Source organism: Pseudoalteromonas sp. MMG022 (assembly GCF_021654245.1).
GTDB classification, from domain to species: Bacteria; Pseudomonadota; Gammaproteobacteria; order Enterobacterales; family Alteromonadaceae; genus Pseudoalteromonas; species Pseudoalteromonas amylolytica.
Genome location: NZ_JAKFZQ010000012.1, coordinates 128348 through 144045, shown reverse-complemented (window position 1 = coordinate 144045; position 15698 = coordinate 128348). Strand labels below are relative to the sequence as shown.

Annotated in this window: 12 protein-coding genes and 7 tRNA genes; 3 read left to right on the top strand and 16 right to left on the bottom strand. The window is 44.2% G+C overall.

Going from position 1 to position 15698, the window contains the following annotated elements; genetic code table 11:
• From L1070_RS12730 to L1070_RS12715, 4 genes are all read right to left on the bottom strand, one after another.
• Nucleotides 1–3159, bottom strand: a 3159-nt coding sequence (locus tag L1070_RS12730) for a FimV/HubP family polar landmark protein (RefSeq protein ID WP_343221758.1), incomplete at its 3' end; no start/stop codon positions are given.
• Between the two features lie 277 nt (nt 3160–3436).
• A complete protein-coding gene (locus tag L1070_RS12725; protein WP_237125812.1) occupies nt 3437–4453 on the bottom strand; it encodes an aspartate-semialdehyde dehydrogenase in 1017 nt (338 codons plus the stop codon).
• A 2-nt stretch (nt 4454–4455) separates the two neighbouring features.
• Nucleotides 4456–5589, bottom strand: coding sequence for a 4-phosphoerythronate dehydrogenase (locus L1070_RS12720; protein WP_070986683.1), 1134 nt, complete (start codon nt 5587–5589; stop codon nt 4456–4458).
• A gap of 93 nt (nt 5590–5682) precedes the next feature.
• Nucleotides 5683–5982 carry a DUF6419 family natural product biosynthesis protein gene (locus L1070_RS12715; RefSeq protein ID WP_139158561.1) on the bottom strand — a complete coding sequence of 100 codons (300 nt, stop codon included), beginning with the start codon at nt 5980–5982 and terminating at the stop codon, nt 5683–5685.
• A 284-nt stretch (nt 5983–6266) separates the two neighbouring features.
• Between L1070_RS12715 and fadE the strand changes: the two genes are divergently transcribed.
• A complete protein-coding gene (gene fadE / locus L1070_RS12710) occupies nt 6267–8720 on the top strand; it encodes an acyl-CoA dehydrogenase FadE (RefSeq protein WP_237125811.1) in 2454 nt (817 codons plus the stop codon).
• A 56-nt stretch (nt 8721–8776) separates the two neighbouring features.
• Here fadE and L1070_RS12705 read toward each other — a convergent pair whose 3' ends face one another.
• The 11 genes from L1070_RS12705 to dnaQ all read right to left on the bottom strand — a co-directional run bounded on the left by L1070_RS12705 (nt 8777) and on the right by dnaQ (nt 13557).
• The gene (locus L1070_RS12705) at nt 8777–9847 is read right to left on the bottom strand and encodes a DUF6136 family protein (protein ID WP_237125810.1); all 1071 of its coding nucleotides are present in this window, start codon (nt 9845–9847) and stop codon (nt 8777–8779) included.
• 13 nt (nt 9848–9860) lie between these two features.
• On the bottom strand, nt 9861–10448 hold the full coding sequence (locus tag L1070_RS12700; RefSeq protein ID WP_237125809.1) for an ATP-binding cassette domain-containing protein: 588 nt from the start codon (nt 10446–10448) through the stop codon (nt 9861–9863).
• A gap of 189 nt (nt 10449–10637) precedes the next feature.
• A tRNA-Asp gene (locus L1070_RS12695) sits at nt 10638–10714 on the bottom strand.
• A gap of 41 nt (nt 10715–10755) precedes the next feature.
• Nucleotides 10756–10832: transfer RNA gene (locus L1070_RS12690), tRNA-Asp, on the bottom strand.
• Nucleotides 10833–10862: 30 nt separating this feature from the next.
• Nucleotides 10863–10939: transfer RNA gene (locus L1070_RS12685), tRNA-Asp, on the bottom strand.
• 26 nt (nt 10940–10965) lie between these two features.
• A tRNA-Asp gene (locus L1070_RS12680) sits at nt 10966–11042 on the bottom strand.
• A 27-nt stretch (nt 11043–11069) separates the two neighbouring features.
• Nucleotides 11070–11146 (bottom strand) — tRNA-Asp (locus L1070_RS12675).
• A 36-nt stretch (nt 11147–11182) separates the two neighbouring features.
• Nucleotides 11183–11259: transfer RNA gene (locus L1070_RS12670), tRNA-Asp, on the bottom strand.
• A gap of 27 nt (nt 11260–11286) precedes the next feature.
• Nucleotides 11287–11363: transfer RNA gene (locus L1070_RS12665), tRNA-Asp, on the bottom strand.
• Nucleotides 11364–11461: 98 nt separating this feature from the next.
• Entirely contained in the window at nt 11462–12838 is a 1377-nt protein-coding gene (locus L1070_RS12660; RefSeq protein ID WP_070986678.1) for a TIGR03503 family protein, read from the bottom strand.
• Nucleotides 12839–12849: 11 nt separating this feature from the next.
• Nucleotides 12850–13557: a DNA polymerase III subunit epsilon gene (gene dnaQ, locus L1070_RS12655; protein ID WP_237125808.1), complete on the bottom strand. Its 708-nt coding sequence runs from the start codon at nt 13555–13557 to the stop codon at nt 12850–12852.
• 70 nt (nt 13558–13627) lie between these two features.
• Here dnaQ and rnhA point away from each other — a divergent pair, with 70 nt between their 5' ends.
• The gene (gene rnhA, locus L1070_RS12650) at nt 13628–14107 is read left to right on the top strand and encodes a ribonuclease HI (RefSeq protein WP_237125807.1); all 480 of its coding nucleotides are present in this window, start codon (nt 13628–13630) and stop codon (nt 14105–14107) included.
• Between the two features lie 9 nt (nt 14108–14116).
• Here the strand turns inward: rnhA and L1070_RS12645 are convergent, their stop codons facing one another.
• The gene (locus L1070_RS12645) at nt 14117–14872 is read right to left on the bottom strand and encodes a class I SAM-dependent methyltransferase (RefSeq protein ID WP_237125806.1); all 756 of its coding nucleotides are present in this window, start codon (nt 14870–14872) and stop codon (nt 14117–14119) included.
• A 52-nt stretch (nt 14873–14924) separates the two neighbouring features.
• Here L1070_RS12645 and gloB point away from each other — a divergent pair, with 52 nt between their 5' ends.
• Entirely contained in the window at nt 14925–15692 is a 768-nt protein-coding gene (gene gloB / locus L1070_RS12640; protein WP_237125805.1) for a hydroxyacylglutathione hydrolase, read from the top strand.
• Nucleotides 15693–15698: the final 6 nt, after the last annotated feature.

Here is a 15698-nt window from a genome sequence, read left to right as displayed (position 1 = left end):
ACCCGACTCTAAATCTAGTTCGTCGTTATCCATGCTGTCTGGCATATCATCCAGTACATCATCAATAAGAAGCTCTGATAACTCGTCATCCAGATCAGCGTCTAAATCATCTTCAGAAGCGCCGCCGTCAGCTAATGTGTCAGCCAAACTGCGTTCTGTTTCACTAATATTAGAAGGCTGTGACGTATCATCTAACTCAAGCTCAGGGTAGCTATCAAGCTCAATACTTGGCTCAACTAGATCTTCCAGTTCTTCATCATTGTCTTCCTCCGACAAATCAACTTCATCTGCTAGAGGATCATCACCAAGCGCGACTTCCTCCTCATCTAGAGGCTCATCATGCCAGTTTTCCTGTTCTTCTCTATCTAATTCATCTAACAGTTCATCGACACTTTGTAATTTTGACTCTCCATCAGTGCTTAATGGATACTCTGGAATATCTTGGTCATCATCATCGAGCAAAACATCGAATTGGCTTTCGTCCATCTCTGATGAAAGCGATGGCTCATCATCTTGCGATTCTGCCAACAAGGCGTCGATATCATCATCACTTTCTGTTTCACCTTCCTCAGGTTCATCTAACAGTGCATCAATATCATCAATACTGTCTGTTTCATCTTCTGCTGGTTCATCCAACAAGGCGTCGATATCATCACTTTCTGTTTCACCTTCCTCAGGTTCATCCAACAAGGCGTCGATATCATCAACACTGTCTGTTTCACCTTCCTCAGGTTCATCCAACAAGGCGTCGATATCATCACTTTCTGTTTCACCTTCTTCAGGTTCATCTAACAAGGCGTCGATATCATCACTTTCTGTTTCACCTTCTTCAGGTTCATCCAACAAGGCGTCGATATCATCACTTTCTGTTTCACCTTCCTCAGGTTCATCCAACAAGGCGTCGATATCATCACTTTCTGTTTCACCTTCTTCAGGTTCATCCAGCAAGGCGTCGATATCATCACTTTCTGTTTCACCTTCTTCAGGTTCATCCAGCAAGGCGTCGATATCATCACTTTCTGTTTCACCTTCCTCAGGTTCATCTAACAAGGCGTCGATATCATCACTTTCTGTTTCACCTTCTTCAGGTTCATCCAACAAGGCGTCGATATCATCATCACTTTCTGTTTCACCTTCTTCAGGTTCATCCAACAGTGCATCGATATCATCAATACTTTCGATGTCATCTTCTGCTGGTTCATCTAACAGCGTATCAATATCGTCGATATTTACATCTGTGCTATCAGAAACCTCATCTGCATCATCGGCCTGAGCCTCATCCAGCAGTGCATCAATGTCATCGATATCCTCACCAACTTCTGGACCATCAACATCGTCATTATCTACAGCAGTGTCTGAACTATCCGCCTGAGTCTCATCCAACAGAGCATCGATGTCATCAATGTCTGCATCTTCATCGCTCGCGTCTACGCTGTCCGCTTGAGTTTCATCCAGCAGAGCATCGATATCATCAATGTCTGCATCTTCATCGCTAGCGTCTACGCTGTCCGCCTGAGTTTCATCCAGCAGAGCATCGATATCATCAATGTTTGCATCTTCATCGCTAGCGTCTACGCTGTCCGCCTGAGTCTCATCCAACAGAGCATCGATGTCATCAATGTCTGCATCTTCATCGCTTGCGTCTGAGCCATCCACTTGTGTTTCTTCTAACAACGCATCCACATCATCGCTGTCTATGTCCGCTTCATGCTGAGCAGCTTCATCAATCAAATCATCGATATCAAAGTCATCGTCGGAACTGTCTTCACCGGCGCTGTCAACTAACGCGTCAATATCGATATCTTCTTGATCATCAGCTAGTTCTTCACTCAGTGCCGCTAACGCATCATCACTAACATCGACATCTAGTTCCTCTTCGTTAAATTCAGCACCTTCACCCAACAGATCATCAATGTTCTCAGAGCCGAAGTCATCATCGATGTCCAAGGAAACGTCATCGCCAGCATCATCGTTTTCACCATCAAAGCTTTGCTGTAAGAAATCATCAAGATCTTCTGGTATATCAGTCTCATTTGTCTCGTCATCAAATACGATGTCTTCATTTAACAAGCTATCAAGTTCATCTTGATCTAGCTCACTAGTGCCCTCATCAAACGTATCATCTTCTAAAGAGTCAAACATAATGTCGTCATCTTCAGGCAAAATATCATCATCCAGCTGTACGCTATCTTCTATCTCTGTTTCTGGTGGTGCTGTTGGCATGCCCAAGTCAAGCGGATCAGTTGCGGCTGACGCTGCCGTCTTAGGCATAAAATCATCATCTTCAGCGGGGCTGTCTTGATCCTGTTTACGCTTACGCAAGAAGAAAATACCCGCACCAATCGCAAGTAAGGCTGGCAGTGTCGCCAGCAACATTAGCATCAGAGGATCAGTTAATGCTGAGTCTAAATCAAAGCTACTTTGCGCCTTTTTTCTTTGCTCTTCTTGACGTTCTATTAGTGAGGTTTGCAGATTGATCATTGACTGGAGCTGTTGCTGGATCTCACTATCCTTACCCAACTGCTCCCGCACGCTTTGCAATTCTTCAGATATATTCCCCAGCTGTTTCTTGAGTTTGTCGTTTTCTTGTAGGATTTCTTCAACATTACGTACCGAACTTCTAAACTGAGACTGTAAATCCATGAGTCTGGAGTCTTGCTCTAGCTGTATGGACTTTAACTGTTTAGTGAGGGCGTCTTGGGCTTCTTCGACGTCAATCTTACGCGCTTGTGTGACTTTTTTTTGAGCTTGTTCAATCGTTTGGTTATCAAGCATACCGCTTTTTTTCAATTCCCAAAGCGCATCATCCTGATCAGAACGCTGTTTTGCTAAATTTGGGTCCTCTTTGCGGATCTCACCCATGGTTGGGATTTTTAGATAAGCACCATCGCGCATATGATTAAGGTTTTGATCCAAAAACGCCTGCGGGTTTTTACGATAAAGCGCACTCATCACCTGATAAATGGATACCGACTCATCAGGTCTAACTTTCTGAGCAATACGCCACAGCGTATCTGATGGTTTAATTGGCCCAATTGATCGACCTTGCTGACCATAGTCAACACCTTTGGGCCCCTTTATCTGAGGCTCTTCTAGACTGTTAACTGGCAATGTGATCAATGTGAAGACAAAGATACAAAAAACGACAAAACCGCGCATGTTGGTCCTTTCAGTACTATGTTCAACATATTTTTTGCTAAACATCAAAATGTTGCTAACGATTGCTACTGCAAGCTCTATTCCAAGTTCAAACTATAAACCAGTTACCTTGGAATATCCATTGCAACGCATTGAAAATTAACACGCTTATACCAAGCTGTGGCAAAGCCATCGTGGTTGGGGACAAGAAGATGAGGCAAACATCTGACATCATTGCCATTGTTGTGGCAATTAACGGCAAAGTGCTGCCTCTTAGCAGCACTTCAAGAAAAGTGATTTACAAATAATTGGCAATGAGCTCTTCAGCAATTTGCACACTGTTAGTTGCAGCACCTTTTCGAGTGTTATCTGATACTATCCACAAGTTTAAGCCATGTGGATGGGAAATATCTTGACGTACTCGGCCGACATACACTGTATCGTTGCCACTGGCATCACTCACAGGTGTCGGATAATCATGCTCATCTTCGATAAGTTCAACACCAGGTGCATCGTTAAGAAGCTGTTTTACATGCTCAATGTCATACGGCATACGCGTTTCAAGGTGCACGGACTCTGCATGACCGAAAAAGACAGGTACTCTAACAGCTGTAGGATTTACCATCACATTACTGTCACCCAAGATTTTATGCGTCTCCCACACCATTTTCATTTCTTCTTTGGTGTAACCGTTGTCTTGAAACTCATCAATTTGAGGAATAACGTTAAACGCGATTTGTTTGCTGAAAATCTGATTATCCACGGGCCTTGCATTCATAAGGTTTGCTGTTTGCTTAGCCAGTTCGTCTACCGCTTCTTTACCAGCGCCAGAAACGGCTTGATATGTAGAAACATTGATGCGATCGATACCATAAGCGTCATATATCGGCTTAAGTGCCACTAGCATTTGAATGGTTGAACAATTTGGATTAGCGATAATGTTGCGGTTACGAAAATCTGCCAGACTTTCTTTGTTTACCTCAGGCACAATCAAAGGTATGTCATACTCATATCTAAAGTGTGATGTGTTATCAATCACCACACAGCCCGCCTCGGCCGCTATTGGCGCATACTTTTCTGATACACTACCACCGGCTGAGAATAACCCAATGTGAGCTTGGCTAAAGTCAAATTGCTCAACATCCAATACTTCTATTTTTTCGCCGCGAAAATCAATTTCTTCTCCTGCGCTTCTACTACTTGCTAGCGCAAACAGCTGATCGACAGGAAACTTTCTTTCTTCAAGTGTTTCAATGATCTGTCGGCCTACCAAGCCCGTGGCTCCCAAAACCGCCACATTAAATTTTTGCGACATAATCAATCCTCATTCTTTTGTATAACATTAAAGCCTAACGAGGTGAGTAACCCACCATGTTCGCTCATATTTTCTATGCTCAGAGTGCTAAACTCACGACGTGGGGGATATGTTTTCCTCAAGCTGTCAAAACCATGGCTGGCTAAATTGGCTCTCATTAAGCCATCGTCACGACGAATATCATAGACCAAATGAACTAAGCGCCCTAAGTCGTGCTCTGTTAAGCTTTTTTCAGTTCTACATTTGGTTAAAGCCGGAACAGGCAAAAAGTCTTCTAGGCTTTTATCAACGCTTATCCCCAAACGCTGACAAAGTCCTTGGTAAAGCATCTGTGTGCCTCTTGCCTTACCCTCTTGGGTATGGCCCGCAATATGCACACTTGCAAAGCGCACATAAGGGAGTAACTCGGTCAAAATATTCGGCTCGTTTTCCCACACATCCAACACAAGCTCTAAACGTTTCCCTTTTTGTAAGGCGCTGAGCAATGCTTGGTTATCTATCACATCACCACGGCTTGCGTTGATAACAAGCATGTTGTCCTTTAATTTTGAGATACGCTCAGCATCAAGTAAGTGGCGCGTTTGATGACGCCCCTCTTTAACCAAAGGCACATGAAACGTTACGATATCAGCCTGTGCTAGCACACTGTCTATATCTACATGCTCATCCAGAGTACCTGCTTCGTGCCGTACTGGGTCGCACAATAGCAAGCGTAAGCCCAAATTAATCAGCTTCTGCTGGAGGCACTTTCCTATATTACCCACACCCACAATACCTAATGTTCTTCCTTCAAGGCTTGTACCAGTCTCTTGAGTGTATGCGTATAGCGCACTAATAACATATTCAGCAACGGCAATGGCATTACACCCAGGCGCACTCGAAAATGCGATATTTCGCTGTGCTAAATGAGCCGTATCGACATGATCAATCCCGATTGTCGCAGTGCCTACAAATTTAAGGTGTTGAGCCTGTGCGAGTAATTCTTCGTTTACCGTTGTAACAGAACGAACTAGCAGTGCATCGACTGCTTGCAGTGTTGATGCTTGTAAGTTGCGACCATCAAAACGCCTAACTTCACCTAAATCTGAGAAAAACTCCTCAACCAAAGGCATATTTTGATCTGCAAGGATCTTCATTGAATATTCCAAACTGGGCACGGGAGAGATATTGTATACCTAAGCCTAGGTGGAATGCGAGTTTCCACCCATATATTCGAGCGATTGTGCTGTTTACGCTTTGACTTTTACTTTGTGAATACCAATGGCGATACCAGCAAACATAATCATAAGTAAAAACATCACCATTAACGTCGCAGTTTTTTGTTCAGGCAAAATCAGTAAGGGGCTCATAACAACAGCAAATACATTAAAAAATGCTAGGGCTAGTGCTTTGTGTACATGGGCATGATAGCCATACCAAGCACTAATTAAGCAGCAAAATAAGTTAAAAAATACAGCGGGTGTGTAAACATTTATCGACATCCATGTCGCAAGCAGTGACACCGATATCACGATTGTTGAAATGATCATTAAAGGTTCCTCCTTGAACGCTTCTTCTGCTAAAACAATAGGCCCAAGCGCACAAAAAGCAACCAGCTTTTACGCCTTTCGCTCTCTTTGCTCCAGAAAATTTTTGCATCATGGCAATTAGCCGCTACAAAGCGGGCGCTGTTGGTCAATGGCTATTTCTACCTACTTCACGCTAAATCACCTACAGTTAACTACTATACAATGAAACGTTTTTTCTCTTGAAATGATCAGCCGTTAGAGCTAGTCTAGCCAAGGTGGTCAGACCTCTTATAAGGAAGAACAACATGACACTCTTATTCACCCTAGCCTTGATAGTACTTGTGAGCATCGCAAGCTATCACCGAGCAAGCTGGAACGCCTCTGTTGGCGTTGCTGCTGTAACATTACTTGTGGGTACTATTTTCGGTGCCTTTGGTGCGATTTCTTGGCTGATTTTCTTAGCCATAGTAGTGCCCCTTTCACTTACTAACATTCGCCAACAATACATTGTTGCCCCACTGTTCAAAGCGTTTAAGAAAGTAACGCCAACCATGTCTGAGACCGAAAAGTCGGCAATAGATGCGGGTACGACTTGGTGGGAAGCGGACCTATTTTGCGGTAACCCAGATTGGAAAAAGCTACACCAGTATCCTCAATCTCGTTTAACGATTGAAGAGCAAGCTTTTTTAGATGGCCCAGTTGAAGAAGTCTGTGCCATGTTGGACGATTGGAAAGCAACACATGAGCTAACCGACCTACCAGAAGACGTTTGGCAATACCTCAAAGATAATAAGTTCTTTGCAATGATCATCAAGAAACAATATGGTGGTCTGGAGTTCTCAGCCTATGCACAATCTTGTGTGCTTCAAAAGCTTACCAGTAAATCAACACTGCTATCTTCAATCGTTGGTGTGCCTAACTCCCTCGGTCCTGGTGAGTTATTGCAACATTACGGTACTCAAGAACAAAAAGACCATTATCTACCAAGACTTGCCAACGGTCAGGAAATCCCTTGCTTTGCTTTGACTTCACCTGAAGCAGGTTCTGATGCTTCTGCTATTCCTGATTTTGGTATCGTATGTAAAGGCGAATGGGAAGGCAAAGAAACGTTGGGTATTCGCTTAACTTGGAACAAACGTTACATTACCCTTGCGCCAGTGGCTACTGTGCTTGGTTTAGCGTTTAAACTACGCGACCCTGATGGTTTACTTGGTGACAACAAAGAGCCTGGTATTACTTGTGCTCTAATCCCAACCAATACGCCAGGCGTGAAAATTGGCCGCCGCCACTTCCCATTAAACGTGCCTTTCCAAAATGGTCCAACACAAGGTGAAGACATTTTTGTACCGATTGATTACATAATTGGTGGCCCCAAAATGGCAGGCCAAGGTTGGCGTATGTTAGTTGAATGCTTGTCTGTTGGCCGCGTGATAACCTTACCATCTAACTCAACTGGTGGTATTAAGTCTCTTGCGCTCGCAAGTGGTGCCTACAGCCGTATTCGTCGTCAGTTCAAGTTACCAATAGGTAAAATGGAAGGTATCGAAGAAGCCCTTGCTAAACTTGGTGGCTATGCCTATAGCACAGATGCTGCAGTGAGCATGTCTACCGGTGCGGTAGATTTAGGTGAAAAGCCATCAGTTGTCTCTGCAATTTTGAAATATCACCTGACCGAGCAAATGCGTGCATCGACCATACATGCCATGGATATTCACGGTGGTAAGGGAATTTGCCTAGGTCCAAACAACTATCTGGGTCGTGGTTATCAAGGTGCGCCAATCGCAATCACTGTTGAAGGGGCGAATATACTTACCCGTAACATGATCATTTACGGACAAGGGGCAATTCGCTGTCATCCGTTTGTGCTTGCTGAGCTAAATGCAGTGAGTATGGAAGATAAACAAGCAGCATTAGAGAGCTTTGATAACTCACTTATGGGCCATATTGGCTTTACAATTTCTAACCTTGTAAGAACAAAGTGGCTAGCATTAACGGGAGCACGCTTCACCAAGGTACCGTTTAATGACGAAACTGCTGTGTTTTATAGAAACGCCAGCCGCTATAGCGCATCACTAGCACTAATGTCTGATATATGCATGGCAGTTTTTGGTGGTTCATTGAAGCGCAAAGAGCGTATTTCAGCGCGACTCGGTGACTTGTTGAGTTACTTATATTTAGTATCTGCAACATTGAAGCGCTACAATGATGAAGGCCGTAAGAAAGAAGACTTACCATTCGTACAGTGGAGCTGTCAGGAGCACTTGTACTTATGTCAAAGAGCTCTTGCTGACTTAATCAATAATATGCCTTCAGCATTGCTAAGAGGCGTTTTAAAAGTGTTATTGTTCCCGTTCGGACGTCCGGTACGCAAACCTACGGATAAACTAGAGCAAAAAGTTGCACACTTACTGCAAACACCCAATGAGTCACGCGAGCGTCTAGGATCTCACATCTACCTAAAAGACGAACCTCTCAATATTTTAGGTAAACAAGAGCAAACCTTGCGCGATATTCTAGAAGTAGAACCTTTATTCGACAAAGTATGCCGCGCTAAAGGTGAAAAGCTACCATTTATGCAACTAGATAAGGTCGCACAAATGGGCTTAGATGCTGGTATCTTGAATAAAGACGAGGCTGAGAAATTAGCTGCAGTTGAGGCCAAGCGTTTAGCTGTTATCAATGTTGATGATTTTGACCCAAGCGAGTTAACCGCAGGTCAAGGCAGCAAACCTAAATCTCAAGGTGCCAGTGCCGCGTAACCTTTTATATTCGTTAAAATGAGTCAAAGCCAGCTGCAATGCTGGCTTTTTTATATCTACATTAATACCTTAACAAGGTATGTAAGCACAGCAAAGCTACCCCAACATACGGCAAGACGCTGCGGTATAGTGGCTGCACACCACTGCAACACAGGCGCTAGTATCAAAATTGCCAGCGCAAAAACATCAAACCTCAGTAATATCACTCCTGTAAGCCAACATAAGAAGTACAGTACAAATATCAATATATGTTGCGCCTGAGCCAGCGCACCTAATTGCTTTAAACTAGCCCAGAACAACCTGTGTTGATTGATGTATTTTGTGGTTTTGATACACAGCGATGCCCATATTAACGAAGCAAACAGAGCAGCCATCGGTGTATACCAATGCAATAATTCTGGTCGTTCCACCCCAATAACCGCTACACCCCAAACAACTAACAAACTTATACTTACACGCCAAGCCAATGACCAAGCGTGACACAAGCCGTACAAAGCCCAAAATGACCAGACCGTAAGTTTTGTTGGTGAATAACGTAATCGAATAGGCTTAACAAAACACAGTGCAAGTAAACAAGCATTAAGCCATGCCAAATAAGCAAGGTTTGATGACGTTGTAGCTAACAGTACTAATGACGCTACAAGGGTCAATACAGCCGCTTGGGGCCGATAGAGCTGCATAATACCCATACCGAGCTGGGTTATCATAAAGCCAATAAAGTGAGGGGCTCTTGCAAGCTTATCAACCCCCATAGCCAGAGCCAGTATTAACGACATCCAAAGTAATACATGACTTGCAACTAATTGAGCAATGTCCGAGGCGATTAACCTGATTTTGCTTTTGGTAAGGCTATGGTGAAACATGCGATGAGCATCATCTAATATCGCAGGTTTTAATACGTTGAGTAGTAGTGTTTGTAACAACAAGCAGCCCCATATAATCTGGTTAGAGGCTTGTTCACTGTCATTTTGAATGATTCTTCCCAAACCAAAAAACATAGCTGCGATAAGCCCCGGCAGAAATATATAAAATAATGTACTGATCATCAGTGCAAACTGATTTGCCTGCTTTAATAGCATTCTAAGCGCATAGCGATAGGCTGTAATTCGATATTGTAAGTAGGTCATGCACAGCTCTACATCAATCAGTGCTAAACAGCGGCTGAGTTGTAAACCCTATGTCTAAAAACGGTTGCGGTTCATGACTGCTTATCAGCACCTGACCTGAGAACGATGCCAACCACTGGCAAAGCACTTCTACGCCAGCCTGGTCAAGCGCTGCGCTAGGCTCATCGAGGATCAAATAGGGAGTATTACGCATGATAGCATTTAATAATTGTAGCTTTTTATGATTACCAGATGATAAATCTTTGACGAACGTGTCCAAGAACCCTGTAAAACCAAACTGCTGTGCAAGTGCCAGCGGCAGTTCACACTGCCAACTGACGCTGGTCATTGAAAGGATTTGACGCGCGGTTAAAAATTGAGGAAATGGCACCTTGTCTGACGCTAACGCGACGTACTGTTGCAGTGCCGGCTTGTGCTCACCTGCGAGTAAAATTTGCCCATGATAATGAGGATCTAACCCTGCAATGATGGTAAACAGGGTCGTTTTTCCGAGTCCATTCTCGCCGAGGACGCAGCATTTAGAAGCGAGGAAGCAGTTGTCGTAGTTCTCAAACACGATTTTGTTGGCAAATTGTTTGTAAAGCTGCTTTATCTCTATCATTAATGCGCTCCTTTTTTACGAGCATCATATCAGTTAGAGGGACAACTTGAGACAACAGAAATGTTACAAGGTATATCGTATAAATATTTCTAAAAACAAAGAATTGACTAACTATACGCGATGAAGTTTAGGTGGATTTTGTGTTGTGGAAATGTTTAATATTTGACGTAAGCGAATGAGCTTAATAAATGGCGGAGTGGACGGGACTCGAACCCGCGACCCCCGGCGTGACAGGCCGGTATTCTAACCAACTGAACTACCACTCCGCAGTGGTATGTGTTTATAGAGCATCCTCTTTGATATCGAATGGCGGAGTGGACGGGACTCGAACCCGCGACCCCCGGCGTGACAGGCCGGTATTCTAACCAACTGAACTACCACTCCGCAGAGATATCATTATGAGTTTATTTGCATTGGCGGAGTGGACGGGACTCGAACCCGCGACCCCCGGCGTGACAGGCCGGTATTCTAACCAACTGAACTACCACTCCACTGAGCAAATAAAGGATTAAAACATTGGCGGAGTGGACGGGACTCGAACCCGCGACCCCCGGCGTGACAGGCCGGTATTCTAACCAACTGAACTACCACTCCACGGTGTTTTAATCTGTGCTTTTCTGTTGGCGGAGTGGACGGGACTCGAACCCGCGACCCCCGGCGTGACAGGCCGGTATTCTAACCAACTGAACTACCACTCCACTTAGGAAAAGCGTGCCTTTCGGCGATGTAAGATTTGGCGGAGTGGACGGGACTCGAACCCGCGACCCCCGGCGTGACAGGCCGGTATTCTAACCAACTGAACTACCACTCCAGCACTACTTACAAATTTTTGAATAATTGGCGGAGTGGACGGGACTCGAACCCGCGACCCCCGGCGTGACAGGCCGGTATTCTAACCAACTGAACTACCACTCCGCATTATTCTTGCTACCAGACTGCTCCCTGACAGCGGCGTGAATAATACGAATCGACCCCATGAGAGTCAACAGTTTTTTTGAAAAATACCCGCTTTTTTAGTCATCTGACATCGAAAGGTTCAAAATATCACCTGATTTATCATTTTTTGAACCACTTTCGTCTGAGTTTTGTTTTTGAGTTTCACTTTTGGGTTCTGTCGATTGTTTGTCTTCACTCTTAGATTTACCAAAAGGTAACTTGAACTTTAGATTAATTGGTTTATTTTGAATCAACACACGTACCGCGACCCACCCTGCCAGCAAAATAAGTAGGTTCCCCAATACAATTATACTGACCACTAGAGGCGTATTGATCTCAGGTTCTGGTTCTGGCTCAGGAATGAGTATGGTGTTGATTGGCACTTGTAGCTCTGGCACCTTTTCTATTGGCCGTTCAATTTCAAACTTATATTCAGGCAAAGTTGCCATGAACTCGCGGCCATTAATATTTTCACCAAATGCTGAAAGCTCAACACTATAACGACCCCAATCATAGTTCTTAATAGCAAGTGTTCTATACAAGCGCTCTTTTGGCTCTATGGTAAAGGCCTGCTCCTCGCCATTTGGATAGAAAATCTTACCTTGGAATATAACACTTTCAGGTTTAACAATTTCATTGTCGATCTTGATCCTCAACTCATGTTCAAACTCTTCGTTGTCAGAAAGAGTCAACTCGAAATTGAACGGGGGCTCAGAGAGTAAAATCGGTTTGCCCACGACCTTGCGCTTAACAAGCGGTGTTTCAATAAGAAACTCAGGTCGCCACTCTCCTGCTGGAAATGACAGTTTAAACTCTCCTGTGAACACACCGTCTAAAGGACGCTCATCAAAATCTCTACCATCATCTTTAAATTCTGTGACACTCTGCGTGCCTGCCCCAAAGTTGGCATAGTTGTCATTGTTCGTACTGACAAAATCAACCACTAAGGAGATGACGTCTCTGAAATAGCCAATTTCGATTGGTTTGCCATCATTGGTGACGCGTCCGGTAACTTTTAGGGTCTCCCCCCTAAAAATGAGGGGTGGCAGAGCCTCTACTTCCAGTTCAATCTCCCCCACCACCATCACTCGGCTACCATCTTGGATACTACCTATCACTTGCCATGGGCCAGGTGTGGGATTAGAAATCACGACTAAGTCAAAGCTAACTTCGTCATACCACTGTAAGCTGTCATCACGTAACGCATGTGTTGCATAAATTTTACTACCATCAGGTTGCACCAAAACAACCGCGGGAGAGCCTGGTTTGCGAAAAAATAGTAACGAGATTTTTTCAACCTCATGATCAATTCGAAAGCGGTTGTCCAGTAGTGGCACTTCATTTGAGACTCCGTCACGCTCTAATACTGTCACTTGAGGAGTGGCAAGTGCAGAAGTAGTAACCAGTGTCATGGTGAGCCATGTCATAACTAGAACGAACCACAACCGTTTCATAATTTACCTCACTAATTTTGCCACAAGGTTTCGCCATTTTTATTGACAACCTGTAGCCTGGCCAAATGGGCCTGTAACTCTTCATCTGTGGCTTTGACAACTTTTAATGCGGGCCTATCCGCAGCTAAACGACGAATACCGCCACTGTCATTTTGTTCATTACTGTCATTACCCGTTGCTAAGTTCAGCTTAACCTGGCCGCCAGTCATACCCAGATAAACATCTGCCAGTATCTCAGAATCCAGTAATGCGCCGTGTAATGTTCGCTTTGAGTTGTCTATGTCATAACGTCGACATAATGCATCAAGGTTATTCTTCTGACCTGGGTGCAAATTTCGCGCCATAACAAGCGTATCCAACACCTCACAGTAATCATGTGTTGCAGGAAAACCTTGCTTAAGCATAGCAAACTCATGGTCCATAAATCCGACGTCAAAAGGCGCGTTATGGATCACCAGTTCAGCACCTTTTATGTAATCAAAGAACTCCTGAGCTACCTGATGAAAAAGCGGTTTATCCCGCAAAAACTCATTGGTGATACCGTGAACGTCAATCGCTTCTTCTTCTATTTCTCGTTGCGGATTGATGTAAACATGAAAGTTATTACCGGTAAGTCGGCGATTCACAAGCTCCACACAACCTATCTCTATGATCCTATGCCCTGCTTTAGGGTCGATGCCTGTAGTTTCCGTATCTAGGACTATTTGTCGTTTTAGCATATCGTCTGGTGCCCAACTTTGTTATGGTTAGCCATTAATACATATATTCTACATAAAAACAGGTCTATTCGTGCAAAAAACCGTAGAGATTTATACTGACGGATCGTGTCTTGGCAATCCAGGTCCTGGTGGCTATGGCATTTATATGAGTTACCAAGGTCATGAAAAAAAGCTCTCACAAGGCTACCAACTGACAACAAACAACCGCATGGAGATGCTTGCCGCAACTGTTGCTCTAGAAACACTCACCAGAGCGTGCCATGTCATACTTTATACCGATAGTCAGTATGTTAAGCAAGGTATTGAATCTTGGCTTGAGAATTGGAAAAAGCGCAATTGGAAAACAGCCTCTAAAGCCCCAGTCAAAAATGTAGATTTGTGGCAGCGGTTAGACAGCGCTTGCCAAAGACACACCATTGAATGGCGCTGGGTCAAAGGCCATAGCGGTAACCAATACAATGAGTTAGTTGACGACCTTGCCCGTGAAGCTGCGTCATCAGATAACTTACTGATTGATGAAGGATATCAAGCCCAAGTAAAAAACAGCTAGCAGACCGAGTTACTTTTCATTTGATGAGCGGGTTTGCGTCAGCCGTGCACTTTTCACTGCGGGCGCCCACTTTGGACGAGCGTGCCATTTGGGTTTTATAGGCGTCAGCGGTGCAACACGTTTGCGAGCCACCAACATATAACAACTTCCCATTGGCTTTAAATACTGGCGACAAAAACGTCGCCATGGAGCAAAGCGAGATAAACGACTGCCTCGCGCAAGGGAGGCGTGAATAAATCTCTCGTCGGCTAAGATTTCGAACCCCAATAAATCTAACCAGTCTTTAACCCGTGAGGGGGTAAAGAACCGCCCTGACCAAGGTAATTTTTCTTTACTAAAAGGCAATAAATTTGCCAAACCACACAAACTAAATGGATTAAACCCTGTTATTACTATGTAACCGCCGGGAATTAAGGTACGGTGTGCTTCACGCAATATATGATGCGGATCAGAGTGATACTCTAGGCACTGACTTAAAATGCATGCATCAACGCTATGCTCTGAAAATGGCAACTCGTCAACTTCAGCTACTACACCAACATGTTGCAACTGATGTGGAGCAACACAAACCTGATGTTTAATAGCACTTTTGGCAGTACTGATTTGGCCACTAAGACTCCCTAACTTCAACATGTGATAGCCAAACATGCGCGGCAACCATTTGCCTATACGCCTTTCTACCCCAGCCCTTAAATAGTCGCCGTGGGGAAAATCTTGCCACTCTAGCGGCTTTGGACCTTGTTGAAAACTTAAGGCTGGTTTCATTGAGTTTGCCCGTTATACTATTGCTACCGTTCACTTTATAGAGCAATTAACTATGGTGCAAGTCGAGCCAATAAAAGCTTTTCAAGATAACTATATTTGGGCTATCCGCGACACCAAGCAAAACCTTGTGTGGGTAGTTGACCCAGGACAAGCGTCTCCAGTCATGCATTATTTGGCACAGCACAGTGCAAAACTGCAAGGTATTTTGATCACACATCATCACTGGGATCACACTGACGGCGTGTCAGAACTCCAAACCTTTGCTCCAGGTATCCCTATTTACGGCCCCAAAAGCTCACCTTTTGAAGGAATAACTCAGCCACTAGTTGAAGGGGATGAAGTGAGTGTTCTGGGCACACAGTATTCGATTATCGAAACACCAGGCCATACTCTGGATCATATCTGCTACATCAACGATCAACACAGCTTTACGGGAGACACCCTATTTAGCGCAGGTTGTGGACGTCTGTTCGAAGGCAACCCAATACAAATGTGGCAATCCCTACAAAAGTTGCTTTCCCTTAGTGATCACACGCAAATCTATTGTACCCATGAATATACCACGGCTAATTTAGCTTTTGCTCAGGCCGTTGAGCCAGATAACCAAGATATTCAAGATTATCAACAATGGGTAAACCAAAGACGTAACCAAGAGTTGCCAACCTTGCCCACCACAATGGCTAAGGAGCGCTTGGTGAACCCTTTTTTACGCGCTGATCTCGAGCATATCTGTAAGCACATTCCAACACAGTTTACGCGAAACCAGAGTGACCCTTGGCAGGTTTTTGCAGCTTTGAGAGCGTGGAAAGACGCCTTTTAATCTGTA

What these genes read in the sequence shown, in the direction of transcription:
- L1070_RS12725 (WP_237125812.1), bottom strand. Translation starts at nt 4,453, where the DNA reads ATGTCGCAAAAATTTAATGTGGCGGTTTTGGGAGCCACGGGCTTGGTA.
- L1070_RS12720 (WP_070986683.1), bottom strand. Translation starts at nt 5,589, where the DNA reads ATGAAGATCCTTGCAGATCAAAATATGCCTTTGGTTGAGGAGTTTTTC.
- L1070_RS12715 (WP_139158561.1), bottom strand. Translation starts at nt 5,982, where the DNA reads ATGATCATTTCAACAATCGTGATATCGGTGTCACTGCTTGCGACATGG.
- fadE (WP_237125811.1), top strand. Translation starts at nt 6,267, where the DNA reads ATGACACTCTTATTCACCCTAGCCTTGATAGTACTTGTGAGCATCGCA.
- L1070_RS12705 (WP_237125810.1), bottom strand. Translation starts at nt 9,847, where the DNA reads ATGACCTACTTACAATATCGAATTACAGCCTATCGCTATGCGCTTAGA.
- L1070_RS12700 (WP_237125809.1), bottom strand. Translation starts at nt 10,448, where the DNA reads ATGATAGAGATAAAGCAGCTTTACAAACAATTTGCCAACAAAATCGTG.
- L1070_RS12660 (WP_070986678.1), bottom strand. Translation starts at nt 12,838, where the DNA reads ATGAAACGGTTGTGGTTCGTTCTAGTTATGACATGGCTCACCATGACA.
- dnaQ (WP_237125808.1), bottom strand. Translation starts at nt 13,557, where the DNA reads ATGCTAAAACGACAAATAGTCCTAGATACGGAAACTACAGGCATCGAC.
- L1070_RS12645 (WP_237125806.1), bottom strand. Translation starts at nt 14,872, where the DNA reads ATGAAACCAGCCTTAAGTTTTCAACAAGGTCCAAAGCCGCTAGAGTGG.
- gloB (WP_237125805.1), top strand. Translation starts at nt 14,925, where the DNA reads ATGGTGCAAGTCGAGCCAATAAAAGCTTTTCAAGATAACTATATTTGG.